Source organism: Saccharopolyspora taberi (genome assembly GCF_039534165.1).
In the GTDB taxonomy this organism is placed as follows: domain Bacteria; phylum Actinomycetota; class Actinomycetes; order Mycobacteriales; family Pseudonocardiaceae; genus Saccharopolyspora_D; species Saccharopolyspora_D taberi.
Genome location: NZ_BAAAUX010000007.1, coordinates 88,559 through 103,917, shown reverse-complemented (window position 1 = coordinate 103,917; position 15,359 = coordinate 88,559). Strand labels below are relative to the sequence as shown.

Below are 15,359 nucleotides of genomic sequence, written 5' to 3'. Positions count from 1 at the left end.
CCGAGGGGGTGCGGCGGGATGAACGCCCCGTCGCGCGACCGCAGCACCGCTCGTCCCGGGGTGCGCCGCAGCACCGGGGGACGGCCGGTGCGCGGTGGCGTGGCGGCCCGCGGCTGGGGTCGGTGGGTGGTCCTGGCGGTGCTGGCGCTGGTGACGCTGCTGGTGGTCGTCGGGTACTTCACGCCGCTGCTGGGCGTCCGGACCGTGCGGGTCGAGGGCACTTCGAAGCTCACCGAGCAGGAGGTGCTGTCCGCGGCCGGGGTGCAGCTGGGCGAGCCGATGCTGCGGGTCGACTCCGAGGAGATCGGCTCGCGGCTGAGCGCGCTGCCGAAGGTGGCGGCGGCGAAGGTGGAGCTGTCGTGGCCGTCGACGGTGCGGCTGGTGGTCGAGGAGCGGCTGCCGGTGGCGTACCGGGTGACCGAGACCGGGTTCCAGCTGATCGACGCGGCGGGCGTGCCGTTCGACCAGGCGCCGCAGGCGCCCGCCGACCTGCCGCGGCTGGAGGCGCGCTCGCAGGCGCCGGACGATCCCGCGGTGCGCGGTGGGATGGCGGTGCTGACCTCGCTGCCGCCGCAGGTGCGGTCGGAGGTGCTCGCGGTGGTCGCCGACAACCAGCGCGACCTGCGCCTCCAGCTGCGGGGCGACCGCGAGGTGCACTGGGGCGACGTGCGCGATTCGGCGCGGAAGGCGGCCATCCTCCAGCCGCTGCTGACCCGGCCGGGCCGGGTCTACGACGTGTCCAGCACGGCGCTGCCGACTGTCGGCAGGTAAGGACCGGCTGCCGCTCAAGATCGGCTTCGTCGCGCTAACGTGTGACCTGTGTTCAGGGTGAGTGGCGAAGCGCCGGAGTCGTTCTTCTCCGGTGCGAGCAGGGCTTCGCAGCCGACCAGGCGGCTCCGCGTCACCAATCTCCGCTCGGCGCAGGCGAAAGCGGTGGACGTCGCCGAAGCCGAGGAGTTCCTCCGGATGTTCCACGCGGAGAACCGGGATTCCGGTTCGTTGCAGCAGCGGCTCGACCGCATGCGGTACGAAGTGGACACCGTCGGCACCTACCGGCACACCGAGGCGGAGCTGACCTTCGGTGCCAGGGTGGCGTGGCGCAACAGCGCGCGGTGCATCGGGCGCCTGTACTGGAAGAGCCTGAAGGTCCGCGACCTGCGGGACGTGCACACGGTCTCCGGGGTGGCGGCGCACTGCGTGCAGCACCTCCGGATGGCCACCAACAACGGCAAGATCCGCCCGGTGATCAGCATCTTCCCGCCGGAGACACCGCGCAGACCGGCGCCGCGCATCTGGAACGAACAGCTGATCCGCTACGCCGGGTACCAGCGCCGCGACGGCAGCGTGCTCGGTGATCCCCGCTACACGGGTTTCACCGCGGCGGTCCGCAGCTTCGGCTGGCGACCGCCGCGCGAACCGGGAGCCTTCGACGTTCTCCCGCTGGTGGTGGAAACCCTGGACGAGGGCCCGCACATGTTCGCGCTGCCCGCGGACGTGGTGCGGGAGGTGCCGCTGACCCACCCGGACCTGCCGTGGTTCGGCGCCCTGGGCCTGCGCTGGCACGCGGTCCCGGTGATCAGCAACATGCGCCTGTCGATCGGCGGAGTCTCCTACCCGGCGGCGCCGTTCAACGGCTGGTACATGGGAACCGAGATCGGAGCGAGGAACCTGGCCGACCCCGACCGCTACGACCTGGTGCCGATGCTGGCGGAACGCCTCGGCCTGGACACCTCGCGCGAAGACACCCTGTGGCGAGACCGGGCACTGGTGGAACTGACCCGAGCGGTCCAGCACTCGTACCACGAGGCCGGGGTGACGATCACCGACCACCACACGGAGTCCCACCGCTTCCTGACCCACCTGGCGAGGGAGGAGTCGGCGGGCCGGAAGTGCCCGGTGGACTGGAGCTGGATCGTCCCCCCGATGTCGGGCGCCCAGACCCCGGTCTTCCACCGCTACTACGACAACGACCGCCAGCTACCGGACTTCTTCACCGACGACGACGCGACAAGACGCGCCTTGCACGGCGGACCACCGCGGTTCGCTTAGCGGGAGCGGAACCACCCCAACCGAACCGTGCCCAATCACCGGCCCACGTCGGTCCACTCAGGACGCCGAACCCCGTGCAGGTTCCGGTAAGCAGCGCGAGGCGGCGAAGCCCACCCCTCCAAAAGCCCCGCCTCCGCCCGGTAAACCTCCACCCCGAGAGGCCGGCAAACCTCCAGCGGATCCCGGGCCTCCGGCCCCCACAACGGCACCGACAGATCCCCGCCGGGACAGGTCGACAACGCGAGCAGCAGGTCGATCTCGGCGAAGAACTCGAAGTAGTCCCCGGCCCGGGCCGGAGAAGCCTTCATGAAGTACCGGTCCTCGTCGTTGAGCCCGGTGCACTGGAAGACGTTGAGCACGTCGTGCACGTCGAACTCGGTCAGCCCGTGCGGCAGCACCGCCCTGGTCAGGTTCGAGTGGCAGTGGAAGTCGAAGTCCTCGCCGGTGAGCATCCGGTTCACGTACGGGTCGCAGCGGCTGCCGAGCAGGTCGTGCACCCGCCCGCCGTGCTCGTCCTCCCCGTACCCGGCCAGCGAGTCGGCCGTGACGGTCAGCAGCGGGCGCAGGAACGGCAGCGTGGACCAGATCCGGTCGTAGGTGCTGATGTGCGCGCGCTGGAGCTGGCGGGTGCGGGCGGCCCACATCCGCTCCCGCGGGTCGTGGGCGTTCCAGACGTTCAGGTCGCCGACCTGCGGCCCGGCGACCGAGACGATCCGGCACAGGTGTCCGGCGGGCACGTGCCACGCGCGCCCGGACCGGATCGGGACCTCGAACGACTCGACGAGCTCATGGGTGCCGGGGGCGACTGCCACCCGGTCGTAGAAACCGGTGTCGACGTCGAGCGCGCCACCCTCGGTGGCCTGGTACGCGGCTGCCCGCTCGTTCAACTTCGCTCACTCCGTTCGCCGATCGGGAACTCCTCGGATGCGAACGTACCGCGTACAGGTGTCGGAGCGTGCTGGCATGATCACGATCGGAAACCACGCACGATGCCCTGCAAGCCAACCCGGGAGCGGAACACAGCGCTATGCGGTGCAACCCGAGACCCGCCATCCTCCTGCTGATCGCCCTGCTGCTGACCGGCTGCGCACCGACCGCCGCGACCCCCGGCGGCGGTCCTGACCTGGTCGCGCCCGGCAAGCTCACCGTCGGCGTGGACCTGACCTACCCGCCGTACAACAGCATCGACGCCGGCCGCCCCGCCGGGTTCGACATCGACTTCGACCGCGAGCTGGCCGCCCGGATGGGGCTGGTGCCGGAGTTCGTCGACACCAGCTTCGAGCAGCTGATCGCCGGGCTGAAGGCGCGCCGCTACGACGTGGCGATCTCGGCGCTCTACATCACCCCGCAGCGCGCCGCCGAGATCGACTTCGTGCCGTACTTCACCACCGGCAACTCGCTGGTGGTGCGCTCCGACTCGGCGGAGCGGCCGGTCACCCCGGCTCAGCTGTGCGGCCGCCGGGTCGGCGTGATCAAGGGCGGGCAGATCGTCACCCAGCTCCGCGAGCAGGCGAGCGCGGACTGCGCGGGCCGGGGGCAGCCGCCGGTCGACGTCCGGGAGTTCGCCAGCGATCCGGTCGCCACCCAGGCGCTGATCGCCGGGCAGCTCGACGCGCAGGCCACCGACGCCGCGGTCGCCAAGGCGGCCGTCGACCACTCCGGGCGGGCGCTGGTGATCAGCAGCGCCGAACTGCTGTACCCGACCTCGGTCGGCATCGGCCTGGCGCACGGCGATCCGGAGCTCAAGGCGCAGGTCGAGCAGGCACTGGAGCGGTTCAAGGCGGAGGGCGGCTACGACCGGCTGCTCCAGCGGTACAACCTGCGCCCGGTCGATCCGGACCTGGTGCGGGCCAACCTGGGGGACCGGACCGCCGCCGACGCGCCCGGGTTCGACTGGGCCTACACGCTCAGCCTGTTCGGCAACGCCGAGCTGTGGAAGGCGGCGCTGATGGTCGCCGTGCTCGCGGTGCTGGCCTGGGGCATCGCGACCGTGCTGGGCATGGTGCTGGCGCTGCTCAACCGCTCCCGGCTGCGGGTGCTGAGCGCGCCCGCGGCGGCCTACGTCTGGTTCTTCCGCAGCCTGCCGCTGCTGGTGCTGCTGATCTTCGTCTACAACCTGCCGCAGGTGATCCCCGACCTGCGTCCGGTGCTGGGCAGCCCGTTCGTCGTCGGCCTGGTCTCGCTGGTGCTCAGCGAAACCGCCTACATCGCCGAGATCCACCGCGGCGGGCTCAAGGCGGTGTCGGTCGGCCAGGGCGAGGCGGCCCGCGCGCTCGGCATCCCGTACTGGGGGGTGCAGCGGCTGGTGGTGATCCCGCAGGCGTTCCGGGTCGCGCTGCCCGCGCTGGGCAACCAGTTCATCACCATCCTCAAGCTGACCTCGCTGGTCAGCTCGATCTCGCTGGCCGAGATCCTGCTCGTCGGGCAGCGGCTCTACACGCAGAACTTCAAGGTGCTGGAGACCCTGCTGGCGGTGGCGATCTTCTACGTGGTCCTGGTGACGCTGTTCGACCGCGTCCGGGCGGTCGTCGAACGGCGGCTGGACGTGAACCGGAAGGCGCGGGAGGGCCGGTCCGGCAGCTCGCCGGGCGCCGATCTCGACGTCGTCGGCACGCCTCGGATGGCGCGGCGGCGCGTCCCGCACACGGGCAGCGAGGTCGTGCGGGTCCGCGGCGTGCGCCGGTCTTTCAACGGCCGCGTCGCGCTCGACGGCATCGACCTCACGGTGCACCAGGGCGAGGTCGTCGCGGTGGTGGGGCCGTCGGGTTCGGGGAAGTCGACGCTGGCGCGGGTGGTCAACCACCTGGAACAGCCCGACGCGGGCACGGTCGAGGTCGGCGGCCGGGTCATCGGCAGGCGGCCGGACGGGCGTCCCGCGAGCGGTCGGGAGCTGGCCGCGCAGCGGCGCGACGTGGGCATGGTGTTCCAGCACTTCAACCTCTTCCCGCACCTGACCGTGCTGGACAACGTGCTGCTCGCGCCGTCGTACCTGCGGATCGGCGCGCCGGAGGAGATCCGCGCGCGGGCGGCGGAGCTGCTGACCAAGGTGGGGCTCGCCGAGCACTGGCAGCGCTACCCGCACGAGCTGTCCGGCGGGCAGCAGCAGCGGGTGGCGATCGCACGGGCGCTGGCCATGGACCCGAGCGTGCTGCTGTTCGACGAACCGACCTCGGCGCTGGACCCGGAGCTGGTCGGCGAGGTGCTGTCGGTGATGTCGGACCTGGCGCAGGAGGGCCGGACCATGCTGGTGGTCACCCACGAGCTGCGGTTCGTCCGCGACATCGCCGACTGGGTCGTGTTCCTGGACAACGGCCGGGTGCTGCGGCAGGGCAACCCGTCCGAGATCCTGCGCGGTGCGGGCGACGAGCGCATCGAGCGGTTCTTCGCCAGCGTCAGCGGCTGATCGGCGTACCAACACGATTCCGGGCACCAACACGAATGGCGCATTGACGTGGTCAAGAGCGCGGTCCTAGCGTCAGCAAACGTTTTCCGAGGGGGTGCTGGGGTGCGATTAGCGGGAACCGGGTTGAGCAGGCGCGGATTCCTGCGCGGCGTCGGCGCCGCGGCGGTCGCCGGGCCCGTGCTGGCCGGCTGCGCGCCCGCGCGGAACCCGCGCGAGATCAGCCTGTGGAACTTCTACGGCCCCGGCGGGCAGACCAAGAGCCAGAGCGACTGGTTCGTCCAGCTCGCCGAGGACTGGAACGCCACCCACGACGTCAAGGTCCGGCTGCGCTACGTGCCGAACAAGGACTACAAGTCGGGCCCGACCCTGCAGACCTCGTTCAGCGCGGGAGCCGGACCGGACGTCTTCCTGCTCAGCCCCGGCGATTTCCTGCGCTACTACAACGGAGGCGCGCTCGCCGACATCACCCCGCACCTGGCACCGGGCGTGCGGGAGGACTTCCTGCCGGAGGTGCTGGAGACCAGGCTCGTCGACGGCCGGGTCTACGGGCTGCCGATGGAGATCGAGCCGCTGGCGCTGTACTACGGCGAGCAGGCGTTCGAGTCCGCCGGGCTGTCCGAGGGCGATCTCCCGCGCAGCTGGGACGACCTGCTCGGCCTCGCCGAGCGGCTGACCACCCCGGACCGCTTCGGGCTGCTGTTCGAGACGAACCCGGGCTACTACCAGAACTTCACCTGGTACCAGTGCATGTGGATGGCGGGCGGGGAGGTCTTCGCCCCGGGCCAGAGCCGGGCGGCCTTCTCCGGCAGGCAGGTGCAGGCGGCGCTGCGGTTCTGGCAGGACGCGGTCCGCGCGGGCGCCGCGCCCCGCCGGGTCCAGGGCGAGGGCGGCAACGACACGATCTCCAACATCGCGGGCGAGTTCTGCGCGATGCAGCAGACCGGCATCTGGGGGATCGCCGAGATGGCCGAGCAGGCGCCGGACTTCCGCTACGGCGTCACCCCGCTGCCCGCGCCGTCCGGCGGCGCCTACACCACGGTCCTGGGCAGCTGGGCGATGGTGGCCAACGCCAGGGGTGCGAACCCGGAGGCCGCCGCGGAGTTCGTGGCGTGGGCGCTGGGTTCCTTCGAACCGTCCTGCATCGACCGGATGCGCCGCTGGAACACCGAGGCCAAGTCCAACCTCCCGCCCCGCTACTCGGTCCGGCGCGCGGCCGAGGAACGCGGCGCCTTCGGCGACGGCCCGATGCGGGTGTTCGCCGACCAGGTGATGGCCGAGGCGCGGCCGGAACCGCGCTACCCGCCGGAGGTCTACCGGGCCGTCTCCGACGCCCTCCAGGCGTGCCAGCTCGACGGTGCCGACCCGGCCTCGGCAGCGGCGTCGGCGGCCGAGCAGATCGACACCTTCCTGTCGACCTACGAGGGGGCGGCGATCCAGTGAACCGCCGCCGATCCGACTCCGCAGCCGCGTTCGCCTTCCTCGCCCCGGACGGCCTGGGCCTGCTGCTGTTCGTGCTGGTGCCGACCGCGCTCGCGCTCGTGGTGGGCCTGTTCGACGTCGACGGCTTCGGCAACGTCGAGTGGGCGGGCCTGGACAACTTCCGGCTGATGGCGGGCGACGGCCTGCTGTGGCGCAGCTTCGGGATCACCGCGATGTACGCGCTGATGTTCGTGCCGCTGACCTTCGTCGTCGCGCTCGGGCTCGCCCTGCTGGTCAGGGACCACTTCCCGGGAGTGGGCGCGGTGCGCGCGGCGCTGTTCCTGCCCAACGCGGTCAGCCTGGTGGTCATCGGCCTGCTCTGGCAGTTCATGCTCACCGACAAGACCGGCGTGGTCAGCCGGATCTCGGCCGCGGTCGGGCTGGAGGGCGTGTCCTGGCTGGGCGATCCGGGGCTGGCGCTGTTCACGCTGGTGCTGATCAGCGTGTGGTTCCTGATGGGCTACCAGATGCTGATCTTCCTCGGTGGGCTCCAGGACATCCCGCGCGAGTACTACGACGCGGCCACTGTGGACGGTGCGGGCCGCTGGCACCGGTTCCGCCACGTGACCTGGCCGATGCTGCGGCCGACCAGCTTCTTCGTGCTGGTGACCGCCACCATCAACGCGGTCGCCGGGCTGCAGGCGTTCGACCTGGTCTTCGTCACCACCTCCGGCGGTCCGGCCAACGCCACGTCCACCGTCGTCTACTACGCCTACCAGCAGGCGTTCCAGTTCGGCCGGTTGGGTTACGCGGCGGCGATCTGCGCGCTGCTGGTGGTGCTGCTCGGCGCCGTCACGGCGGGGTTGTTCGCGCTGACGCGGGGAGGTCGTTTCGACCATGCGTAAGCACACCGGCCGCGCCGTGGCGGCCTACGCGATCGCGCTCGTCACCGTCGCACCGCTGCTGTGGCTGCTGCTGAGCGCCTTCCGGCCGGAGTCGGAGCTGTACTCGGCGGGCTGGCCCGGCGAGCTGACGCTGTCCAACGTGGTCTACGTGCTGACCGAGGTGCCGTTCCTGCGGTACCTGGCCAACAGCGCTTTCGTCGCGATCACGGTCACGGTGATCGCCTTGTTCCTGCACTCGATGGCCGCCTACGCGCTGGCCCGGCTGGCGTTCCGGGGCAGGGGGTTGGCGTTCGCGTCGGTGGTGGCCACGCTGCTGATCTCGCTGCCGGTGATCCTGGTACCGCTGTTCATCGTGGTGCGCGGCCTGGGCATGGTCGACTCCTACGCGGGCCTGATCGTGCCCGGCCTGTTCAACGCGTTCGGGATCTTCCTGCTGCGGCAGTTCTACCTGGGCGTCCCGCGCGAGCTGGAGGAGGCCGCGCACCTCGACGGCTGCGGGCACTGGCGGATCTACTGGCACGTGATCCTGCCGCTGAGCCGCCCGATGCTGGCGGCACTGGCGGTGCTGTTCTTCCTGGCCAACTGGAACTCGTTCCTGTGGCCGCTGGCGGTGACCCAGGACGAGTCGCTGCGGGTGGTGCAGGTCGGCATCGCGTCGCTGCAGGGCCAGTACGCCAGCAAGCAGCACTACGTCATCGCCGCCGCGATGCTCGCGGCGATCCCGACGGTGCTGGTGTTCCTGATCGGCCAGCGCTGGCTGGTCGCCTCACTCAAGACCACCGGCCTGAAGTGAGGTCGTCGGTGATCTTTGAAGCGCGTCGGCCACTAGGCCAACGCACAAGGGCGGGGTAGAGGTCCCCACCTACAAGGGCTGGGTTGAAGTCTCCCCGCACAAGGGCGGGGTTCGGTTCTCATCCCGTCGACCTGGCGCCAGCCCGATCAGGCCGTGTCAAGGGGGCACAGACAAGAAAACCGCAGCGCCCGAGCAAAACCGCCCCCTTGACGCGGTCTGATAGCCCTCCGTGGAGGTCGACGGGATGAGAACCACCCCAACCGAACCGCAGCGAACCGCCCCCACTCATCCCGGAGACCTGCCGGGGGTCCGGGGGCGGCGAGCGCCCCGGAACCACGAGCCCTACCGGACTCCGAACCGGCAGAGCCGCTTCGGTCCCGGAGACCTGCCGGGGGTCTGGGGGCGGCGAGCGCCCCAGAACCACGAGCCCAAAAGAACCCAACCCGCCAAAGCCGCTTCGGTCGACGACAGGCTGGGCTTCATGCTTCCACCCCGCTGTCACCCCCCCGTCGTACCCTCCCACCGCAATGCGTGCATCTAGATTGATCTCCCTGGTGTCGCTGCTCCAGATCCGAGGGACCATGACCGCGGCGGAGCTCGCGCGCGAGCTGGAAGTGTCCGAGCGGACGATCACCCGCGACGTGCTCGCCCTGTCGGCGGCGGGCGTTCCGGTCTACAGCGAGCGCGGGCGGGCAGGCGGCTACCGGCTGATCGAAGGGCACCGCTCGCGGCTGACCGGGCTGCACCGGGCCGAGGCCGAGGCGCTGTTCCTGGCCGGGGTGCCGGGACCGGCTCGCGACATGGGCCTGTCCGAGGCGGTCGCGGCGGCCCGGCTGAAGTTCTCGGCGTCGCTGGCCCCGCCGTTCCGGGACGCGCCGAACCGGGTCGGCCAGCGGTTCCACCTCGACGCCCCGCGCTGGTTCCGGGAGCCGGAAACCCCGCCGCGGCTGGCGGAGGTGGCCCGCGCGGTCTGGGGCGACCTGACCATCGCGGCCTGGTACCGCCGCGGCGAGGGCGAGGTCCGCCGCGAGCTCGAACCGCACGGCCTCGTCCTCAAGGCGGGCGTCTGGTACCTCGCGGCCCGCAGCGGCCACCGGTTCCTGGTCTACCGGGTCGACCGGTTCACCCGGGTCGAGGTGTCCGAGGAGCGGTTCAGCCGTGACGAGACGTTCGACCTGCCGGAGTTCTGGGAGCGTCGGGCGGCCGAGTTCGCCAGGTCCCTGCTGACCACCCGGATCGTCGTCCGCGTCACCAGGCCCGGCCTGCGCAAGCTCCAGGTCGTCGCCGACCGCGCGGCCCTCGGCGAGGCGGTCGCGGGCGAACCCGACGAGCAGGGCCGGACCACCGTGACCCTGCCCGTCGAGTCGCTCGACGTCGCCTACGACCAGATGCTCGAACTCGGCCCGGAGGCCGAGGTGCTGGCTCCGGCCGCGCTCCGGGAGCGGATGGCCGCCAGCGCCGCCCGGCTCACCGACCTCTACCGGTAGCCGGTGACGTCGGCGGGCCTGCCCGCCCACTCGACCTCGGTGATGTAGGGCCAGGCGTCCGGTCGCGAACCGTCGAGATCGGTGAACCCGTAGACCTTCGCCAGCTCGCCGCTGGACAGCGATTTCCCGTTCCAGCGCGCGACTTCCGGATCGGCGGCCAGCGCCGCGACCGCCCGCCCGACGTACCGGGGCGTCTCCGAGATGGCGAAGTGCGGGACCGTTTCGATCGCGTCGCGCCAGTTCTGCTCGGTGACGCCGAAGTGGTCGAGCATCATCTCCGACCGCAGCCACCCCGGCGTCAGCGACACCGCAGTGCCGCCGTGCGGGGCCAGCTCTTCGGCCTGCGCGCGGGCGAAACGGTGCGCGGCGCTCTTGGCGAGGTCGTAGAACGCGCCCTCGGCGCCGCGGTAGAAGCGCTCGGCGACCTCCGCGGTCCCGTCGGTCAGCTCGACGACGAGCCCGCCCGGCCTGCGGATCATCAGCGGCAGCGCGAAGTGACTGGTGATCATGTGCGTGTCGATGCCCAGCCGCAGCCGCAGCAGGCCCTTGTCCAGCGGCTGCTCCCAGACCGGCTTGTGCCAGTACATGAGGTGTTCGCCGCCGATGTCGTTGACCAGCACGTCGAGCCGCCCCCGCTCGGCGTCGATCCGCTCTACCAGCTCGCGGACCTCGCCGGGCACCAGGTGGTCGACCCGGACCGCGATCCCGGTGCCACCGGCCCGGGACACCAGCTCGGCGGTCTCCTCGATGGTTTCCGGCCGGTCGTAGTCGGAGCGGTGCTCCGCGGTGGTGCGCCCGGTGCAGTACACGGTCGCCCCCGCCGCGCCGAGCTCGACGGCGATTCCCCTTCCCGCGCCCCGCGTCGCGCCCGCCACCAGCGCGACCCTGCCGTGCAGTGCTGTGCTCATCCCTGACGTTTTCCTTCCCGGCACTGGGAGTTCAGCCGACGCTTCCGATGGTCGGGACGAAACCGGACACCGCGAGTCGGGATTTCCGGCAGAATGCGGGGTGCCCGACACCGGTGCCTCGTCCAGGGTGGCGGTGCGCGCGGTACGGTGTTCCACGGTGATCACGTTTCGGACGCGATCGCCGCACTAAGGGGAGGACCGAGCTCGGCTCTGAGCGCGGCGCGACACACCTGGTACGGCGCGCGGCGTGGCTGCTGGACTCACGGGCATCGGCATGCCTACCGTCCGCACGGGGTTGACAACGCCCGGCGGAGGTGTCCCGGCGGTCGAGTCAGCAGGAGAGCACAGAGCCACGATCAGGAAGGCGGATCCGATGACGCCCCCGCACAACTATCTCGCGGTGATCAAGGTCGTCGGCATCGGTGGTGGCGGTGTCAACGCCGTCAACCGCATGATCGAGGTCGGGCTCAAGGGTGTCGAGTTCATCGCGGTGAACACCGACGCGCAGGCCCTGCTGATGTCCGACGCCGACGTCAAGCTCGACATCGGCCGCGAGCTCACCCGCGGTCTGGGCGCGGGCGCCGCGCCGGAGGTCGGGCACAAGGCCGCCGAGGACCACAAGGAAGAGATCGAGGAAGTCCTCAAGGGCGCGGACATGGTCTTCGTGACCGCGGGCGAGGGCGGCGGCACCGGTACCGGTGGCGCCCCGGTGATCGCCTCGGTCGCCCGCAAGCTCGGCGCGCTGACCATCGGCGTGGTCACCCGCCCCTTCTCCTTCGAGGGCAAGCGCCGCGCCAACCAGGCCGAGCAGGGCATCAAGGAGCTGCGCGACTGCTGCGACACGCTCATCGTGATCCCCAACGACCGGCTGCTCCAGCTCGGCGACATCGGGGTCAGCCTGATGGACGCCTTCCGCTCCGCCGACGAGGTCCTGCTCTCCGGTGTCCAGGGCATCACCGACCTGATCACCACCCCGGGTCTGATCAACCTGGACTTCGCCGACGTCAAGAGCGTCATGTCCGGTGCGGGCAGCGCGCTGATGGGCATCGGCTCCGCGCGCGGCGAGGGCAGAGCCGTGCAGGCCGCGCAGAAGGCGATCAACTCGCCGCTGCTGGAGGCGTCCATGGAGGGCGCGCACGGCGTGCTGCTGGCCATAGCGGGCGGTTCCGACCTCGGCCTGTTCGAGATCAACGAGTCCGCCTCGCTGGTGCAGGAGTCCGCGCACCCCGAGGCCAACATCATCTTCGGTACGGTCATCGACGACTCCCTCGGCGACGAGGTCCGGGTCACCGTGATCGCCGCCGGGTTCGACGCGGGCACGCCCACGCACAAGAAGCTCGAACCGACCAAGGTCGGCTCCCGCGACACGGTCGCCTCCGGCGAGGCGGGCAAGGTCACCGAGGGCCAGGTCGTGGAGAGCAAGCCCGCGCCCGAGCCGGAACCCCCGCGGCAGCAGGCCGAGCCCGCACCGGCTCCGGCGCCCGCTCCGCAGCCTGCCCCGGCGCCCGCGCCCCAGCCGGAGCAGCCCCAGCCGGAACCGCCGCAGCAGCAGGCTCCTCCGCAGCCGGCGCAGCCGCAGCCGGAACCCGAGCGACCCCAGCAGCCGGAGCAGAACGCCGACCAGCGCGGCGGGTTCACTCAGCGCCAGCCCGTCTTCGGCGGCGACGGATCGGCCAGCGGCCAGAGCGTCTCGGTGCCCACGCGCACCGGCGGCAGCGGATACCCCGGCCACACCGGCACTTCCGGCATGAGCGGTTCGCTGCCCAACCGGGCCGTGCCGGTCACCGACGACAACGACGACGACGTCGACATCCCGCCGTTCATGCGCCGTTGAAGCCGCGCGGCGGCGAGCGCGCCGCGATGAGCGAGAATCGACACCGGAGAGCTTCGGCCTCCGGTGTCTTTTTTCGTTCCGAAGGGATGGAGTGCCTGTGCGGATCCGTCGCGTGATCACCACCCGCGAAGGTGGTGCGTCCCGGCCGCCGTTCGACTCGTTCAACCTCGGTGGCCGGGTCGGTGACGACCCGGCGGCGCTGGCGGCCAACCAGCGCAAGCTCGCCGAAGGCATCGGCCTCGGCGAGGACCGGCTGGTGTGGATGGAGCAGATCCACGGCCGCACCGCGACGGTCGTCGACGGTCCGCGCGCCGAGTCCGTCGAAGCCACCGACGCGCTGGTGACCGCGGAGCCGGGGCTCGCGCTGGTCGCGCTGACCGCGGACTGCGTGCCCGTGCTGCTCGGCGATCCGGTGACCGGCGTGGTGTCGGCGGTGCATGCCGGACGGGTCGGTGCCCGCATCGGCGTCGTCGTCTCGGCGCTCAAGGCGATGCGGGAGGCGGGAGCCGACCTCGGCCGCGTCGAGGCGCTGCTGGGACCGGCGGCCTGCGGGGAGTGCTACGAAGTCCCGCCGGCGATGCAGGCCGACGTCGAGGAGCACCTGCCGGGCAGCGCGTGCAAGACCCGCAAGGGCACCACCGGGCTCGACATCCGCGCCGGGCTCTGGGAACAGCTGGCCGCCGCCGGGATCGCCAAGATCGGCGTCGACCCCCGCTGCACCATGGAGTCCCCGGAGCTGTTCAGCCACCGCCGGGACGGCGGTCGCACCGGCCGGTTCGCCGCGGTGATCTGGGCAGAGGAGGAGGCCCGGTGAGCGAGCAGCGCCGAGCCGAGATCGCCGAGTCGCTGCGCGAGGTCCGCGAGCGCGTCGACGCCGCCTGCCGGGCGGCCGGGCGGCGGCCTGACGAGGTCGAGCTGCTCGCGGTGACCAAGACCTTCCCGGCCGCCGACGCGGCGCTGCTGGCCGATCTGGGCCAGGCCGCGTTCGCCGAGAACCGGGAGCAGGAGGCGCGCGGCAAGGTCGCCGAATTCGCTTCCCTGCGGCCGGAATCCTCCGCCCGCTGGCACATGGTCGGGCAGTTGCAGCGGAACAAGGCGCGCTCGGTGGTCCGCTGGGCCGACGTCGTCGAGTCGGTCGACAGCACCCGGCTCGCCGAGGCGCTGCAACGCGCGACGGCCAACGCGATCGCCGCGGGGGAGCGCACCGCGCCGCTGGACGTGCTCATCCAGGTGGGGCTCGACGATGCCGCTGGGCGCGGTGGATGTCCGCCCACCGACGTTCCGGTGCTCGCCGCCGAGATCACCCGGCACAGTGATCTTCGGTTGCGGGGAGTGATGGCCGTTGCCCCCCTGGGTGGTGATCCCGATGTGGCGTTTGGCACACTTTCCAAGATTGCCCAGCACCTTCGGGAGGACTACCCGGAAGCTGTTGACATGTCGGCCGGAATGAGCGGCGACCTGGAGAGTGCCGTAGCCCACGGCTCGACCCGGGTGCGTGTCGGAACCGCGTTGCTCGGAGGCCGCCGGTTAATCTCGCCGTAGCCGTATCGGGGGGTCGTGGGTAGGCCGCTCGTGCCCGGCTGCTTTGGAGTCGCAGAGGAAGGGCATGCCGATGAGCGCTCTGCACAAGCTGAAGGCCTACTTCGGCATGGTCCCGGCCGACGAAGTCGACGAGTACGACGACGAGGTCACCTACCGCGACCGCTACTCCGACGGTGACTCCTCCTTCGACGCCGACCGCGGCGGCCGCAGGCGGTTCCCGGCCGGGCACCGGTCCGGCTACCAGCAGGAACCCGAGGACGACGGCGTCGACTACAGCGAGGACTTCCGGGAACCGGCGCGTTCCCGGCGGCAGTGGTCGCCGCCGGAGACCCCGGTCCGCGGTTCGCTGGGCGCCGACGCGCACCGCGAGTCGGTGTCCCGCCTGCGTGCCGTAACCGACACCGGCAGCCATTTCAACTTGAGCAAGATCACAACTCTGCATCCGCGGAGTTACAGCGAGGCGCGCACGATCGGCGAGCAGTACCGCGACGGCACTCCGGTGATCATGAACCTGACCGAAATGGACGAAGCGGACGCCAAGCGGCTCGTGGACTTCGCCGCGGGACTGGCTTTCGCGCTCCGCGGGTCGATCGAGAAGGTCACCAATCGAGTGTTCTTGCTCTCACCGCCGAACGTCGACGTGGCGGCCGAGGACAAGCGGCGCCTCGCCGAGGGTGCCTTTTTCAACTACGGGTGAGTGGTGGCACAGTTGACCCGTGGAACCGGCGCAGATCGTCCTCTATTACGTTCTCTTCTTCTTCTGGCTGCTGCTCACGGCACGTATCGTGATCGAGCTCGTTCGGGTGTTCGCGCGCGACTGGCGCCCCGCTGGGGGGGTTGCAATCGCGTTGGAGAGCATCTACACAGTGACCGACCCGCCGATCCGACTGCTGCGTCGGGTGATCCCGACGGTCCGGATCGGCGGCGTCGGACTGGACCTATCGATTATGGTGCTGCTGCTGGTCGTGTTCATACTGATGCGACTGGTTCAGCCCGGGTGACGGGGAACCCGGGCTACC

The 15,359-nt window shown here is 71.1% G+C and carries 14 protein-coding genes; 12 read left to right on the top strand and 2 right to left on the bottom strand.

Annotated elements, in window-relative coordinates; translation table 11 throughout:
- Positions 1 to 18: 18 nt before the first annotated feature.
- Both ABD691_RS07570 and ABD691_RS07565 read left to right on the top strand, forming a co-directional pair.
- Positions 19 to 771 (top strand): cell division protein FtsQ/DivIB, encoded by a 753-nt coding sequence (locus ABD691_RS07570; protein ID WP_344678737.1) that lies wholly within the window; start codon positions 19 to 21, stop codon positions 769 to 771.
- A gap of 48 nt (positions 772 to 819) precedes the next feature.
- Positions 820 to 2,049 (top strand): nitric oxide synthase oxygenase, encoded by a 1,230-nt coding sequence (locus ABD691_RS07565; RefSeq protein ID WP_344678736.1) that lies wholly within the window; start codon positions 820 to 822, stop codon positions 2,047 to 2,049.
- 35 nt (positions 2,050 to 2,084) lie between these two features.
- On the opposite strand, the gene ABD691_RS07560 is transcribed toward ABD691_RS07565, so the two are convergent.
- Positions 2,085 to 2,936 carry an urea carboxylase-associated family protein gene (locus tag ABD691_RS07560; protein WP_344678735.1) on the bottom strand — a complete coding sequence of 284 codons (852 nt, stop codon included), beginning with the start codon at positions 2,934 to 2,936 and terminating at the stop codon, positions 2,085 to 2,087.
- Between the two features lie 140 nt (positions 2,937 to 3,076).
- Between ABD691_RS07560 and ABD691_RS07555 the strand changes: the two genes are divergently transcribed.
- From ABD691_RS07555 to ABD691_RS07535, 5 genes are all read left to right on the top strand, one after another.
- Positions 3,077 to 5,452, top strand: a complete 2,376-nt coding sequence (locus ABD691_RS07555; protein WP_344678734.1) for an ABC transporter permease subunit — start codon at positions 3,077 to 3,079, stop codon at positions 5,450 to 5,452.
- 123 nt (positions 5,453 to 5,575) lie between these two features.
- The gene (locus tag ABD691_RS07550; protein WP_344678733.1) at positions 5,576 to 6,892 is read left to right on the top strand and encodes an ABC transporter substrate-binding protein; all 1,317 of its coding nucleotides are present in this window, start codon (positions 5,576 to 5,578) and stop codon (positions 6,890 to 6,892) included.
- Positions 6,889 to 7,776: a carbohydrate ABC transporter permease gene (locus ABD691_RS07545; RefSeq protein ID WP_425565007.1), complete on the top strand. Its 888-nt coding sequence runs from the start codon at positions 6,889 to 6,891 to the stop codon at positions 7,774 to 7,776. The genes ABD691_RS07550 and ABD691_RS07545 overlap by 4 nt, the downstream gene beginning before the upstream one ends.
- Positions 7,769 to 8,569: a carbohydrate ABC transporter permease gene (locus ABD691_RS07540; protein ID WP_344678732.1), complete on the top strand. Its 801-nt coding sequence runs from the start codon at positions 7,769 to 7,771 to the stop codon at positions 8,567 to 8,569. Before ABD691_RS07545 ends, ABD691_RS07540 begins: the two co-directional genes overlap by 8 nt.
- 527 nt (positions 8,570 to 9,096) lie before the next feature.
- Positions 9,097 to 10,056, top strand: a complete 960-nt coding sequence (locus ABD691_RS07535) for a helix-turn-helix transcriptional regulator (protein ID WP_344678731.1) — start codon at positions 9,097 to 9,099, stop codon at positions 10,054 to 10,056.
- Here the strand turns inward: ABD691_RS07535 and ABD691_RS07530 are convergent.
- Complete coding sequence (locus ABD691_RS07530) at positions 10,047 to 10,964, bottom strand: SDR family oxidoreductase (protein ID WP_344678730.1); 918 nt, start codon at positions 10,962 to 10,964, stop codon at positions 10,047 to 10,049. The two genes, ABD691_RS07535 and ABD691_RS07530, sit on opposite strands and share 10 nt — an antisense overlap.
- 373 nt (positions 10,965 to 11,337) lie before the next feature.
- Here ABD691_RS07530 and ftsZ point away from each other — a divergent pair, with 373 nt between their 5' ends.
- From ftsZ to ABD691_RS07505, 5 genes are all read left to right on the top strand, one after another.
- The gene (gene ftsZ / locus ABD691_RS07525; RefSeq protein ID WP_344678729.1) at positions 11,338 to 12,798 is read left to right on the top strand and encodes a cell division protein FtsZ; all 1,461 of its coding nucleotides are present in this window, start codon (positions 11,338 to 11,340) and stop codon (positions 12,796 to 12,798) included.
- 97 nt (positions 12,799 to 12,895) lie between these two features.
- On the top strand, positions 12,896 to 13,612 hold the full coding sequence (pgeF, locus tag ABD691_RS07520; protein ID WP_344678728.1) for a peptidoglycan editing factor PgeF: 717 nt from the start codon (positions 12,896 to 12,898) through the stop codon (positions 13,610 to 13,612).
- Positions 13,609 to 14,340 (top strand): YggS family pyridoxal phosphate-dependent enzyme, encoded by a 732-nt coding sequence (locus ABD691_RS07515; protein ID WP_344678727.1) that lies wholly within the window; start codon positions 13,609 to 13,611, stop codon positions 14,338 to 14,340. The genes pgeF and ABD691_RS07515 overlap by 4 nt, the downstream gene beginning before the upstream one ends.
- A 70-nt stretch (positions 14,341 to 14,410) precedes the next feature.
- Complete coding sequence (locus ABD691_RS07510; protein WP_344678726.1) at positions 14,411 to 15,037, top strand: cell division protein SepF; 627 nt, start codon at positions 14,411 to 14,413, stop codon at positions 15,035 to 15,037.
- A 19-nt stretch (positions 15,038 to 15,056) separates the two neighbouring features.
- Positions 15,057 to 15,341, top strand: a complete 285-nt coding sequence (locus tag ABD691_RS07505) for a YggT family protein (protein WP_344678725.1) — start codon at positions 15,057 to 15,059, stop codon at positions 15,339 to 15,341.
- Positions 15,342 to 15,359 lie beyond the last annotated feature (18 nt).

Excerpts from the sequence above, each read along its gene's own strand:
- ABD691_RS07570 (WP_344678737.1), top strand. The coding sequence starts at position 19 with ATGAACGCCCCGTCGCGCGACCGCAGCACCGCTCGTCCCGGGGTGCGC.
- ABD691_RS07555 (WP_344678734.1), top strand. The coding sequence starts at position 3,077 with ATGCGGTGCAACCCGAGACCCGCCATCCTCCTGCTGATCGCCCTGCTG.
- ABD691_RS07540 (WP_344678732.1), top strand. The coding sequence starts at position 7,769 with ATGCGTAAGCACACCGGCCGCGCCGTGGCGGCCTACGCGATCGCGCTC.
- ABD691_RS07535 (WP_344678731.1), top strand. The coding sequence starts at position 9,097 with ATGCGTGCATCTAGATTGATCTCCCTGGTGTCGCTGCTCCAGATCCGA.
- ABD691_RS07530 (WP_344678730.1), bottom strand. The coding sequence starts at position 10,964 with ATGAGCACAGCACTGCACGGCAGGGTCGCGCTGGTGGCGGGCGCGACG.
- ftsZ (WP_344678729.1), top strand. The coding sequence starts at position 11,338 with ATGACGCCCCCGCACAACTATCTCGCGGTGATCAAGGTCGTCGGCATC.
- ABD691_RS07510 (WP_344678726.1), top strand. The coding sequence starts at position 14,411 with ATGAGCGCTCTGCACAAGCTGAAGGCCTACTTCGGCATGGTCCCGGCC.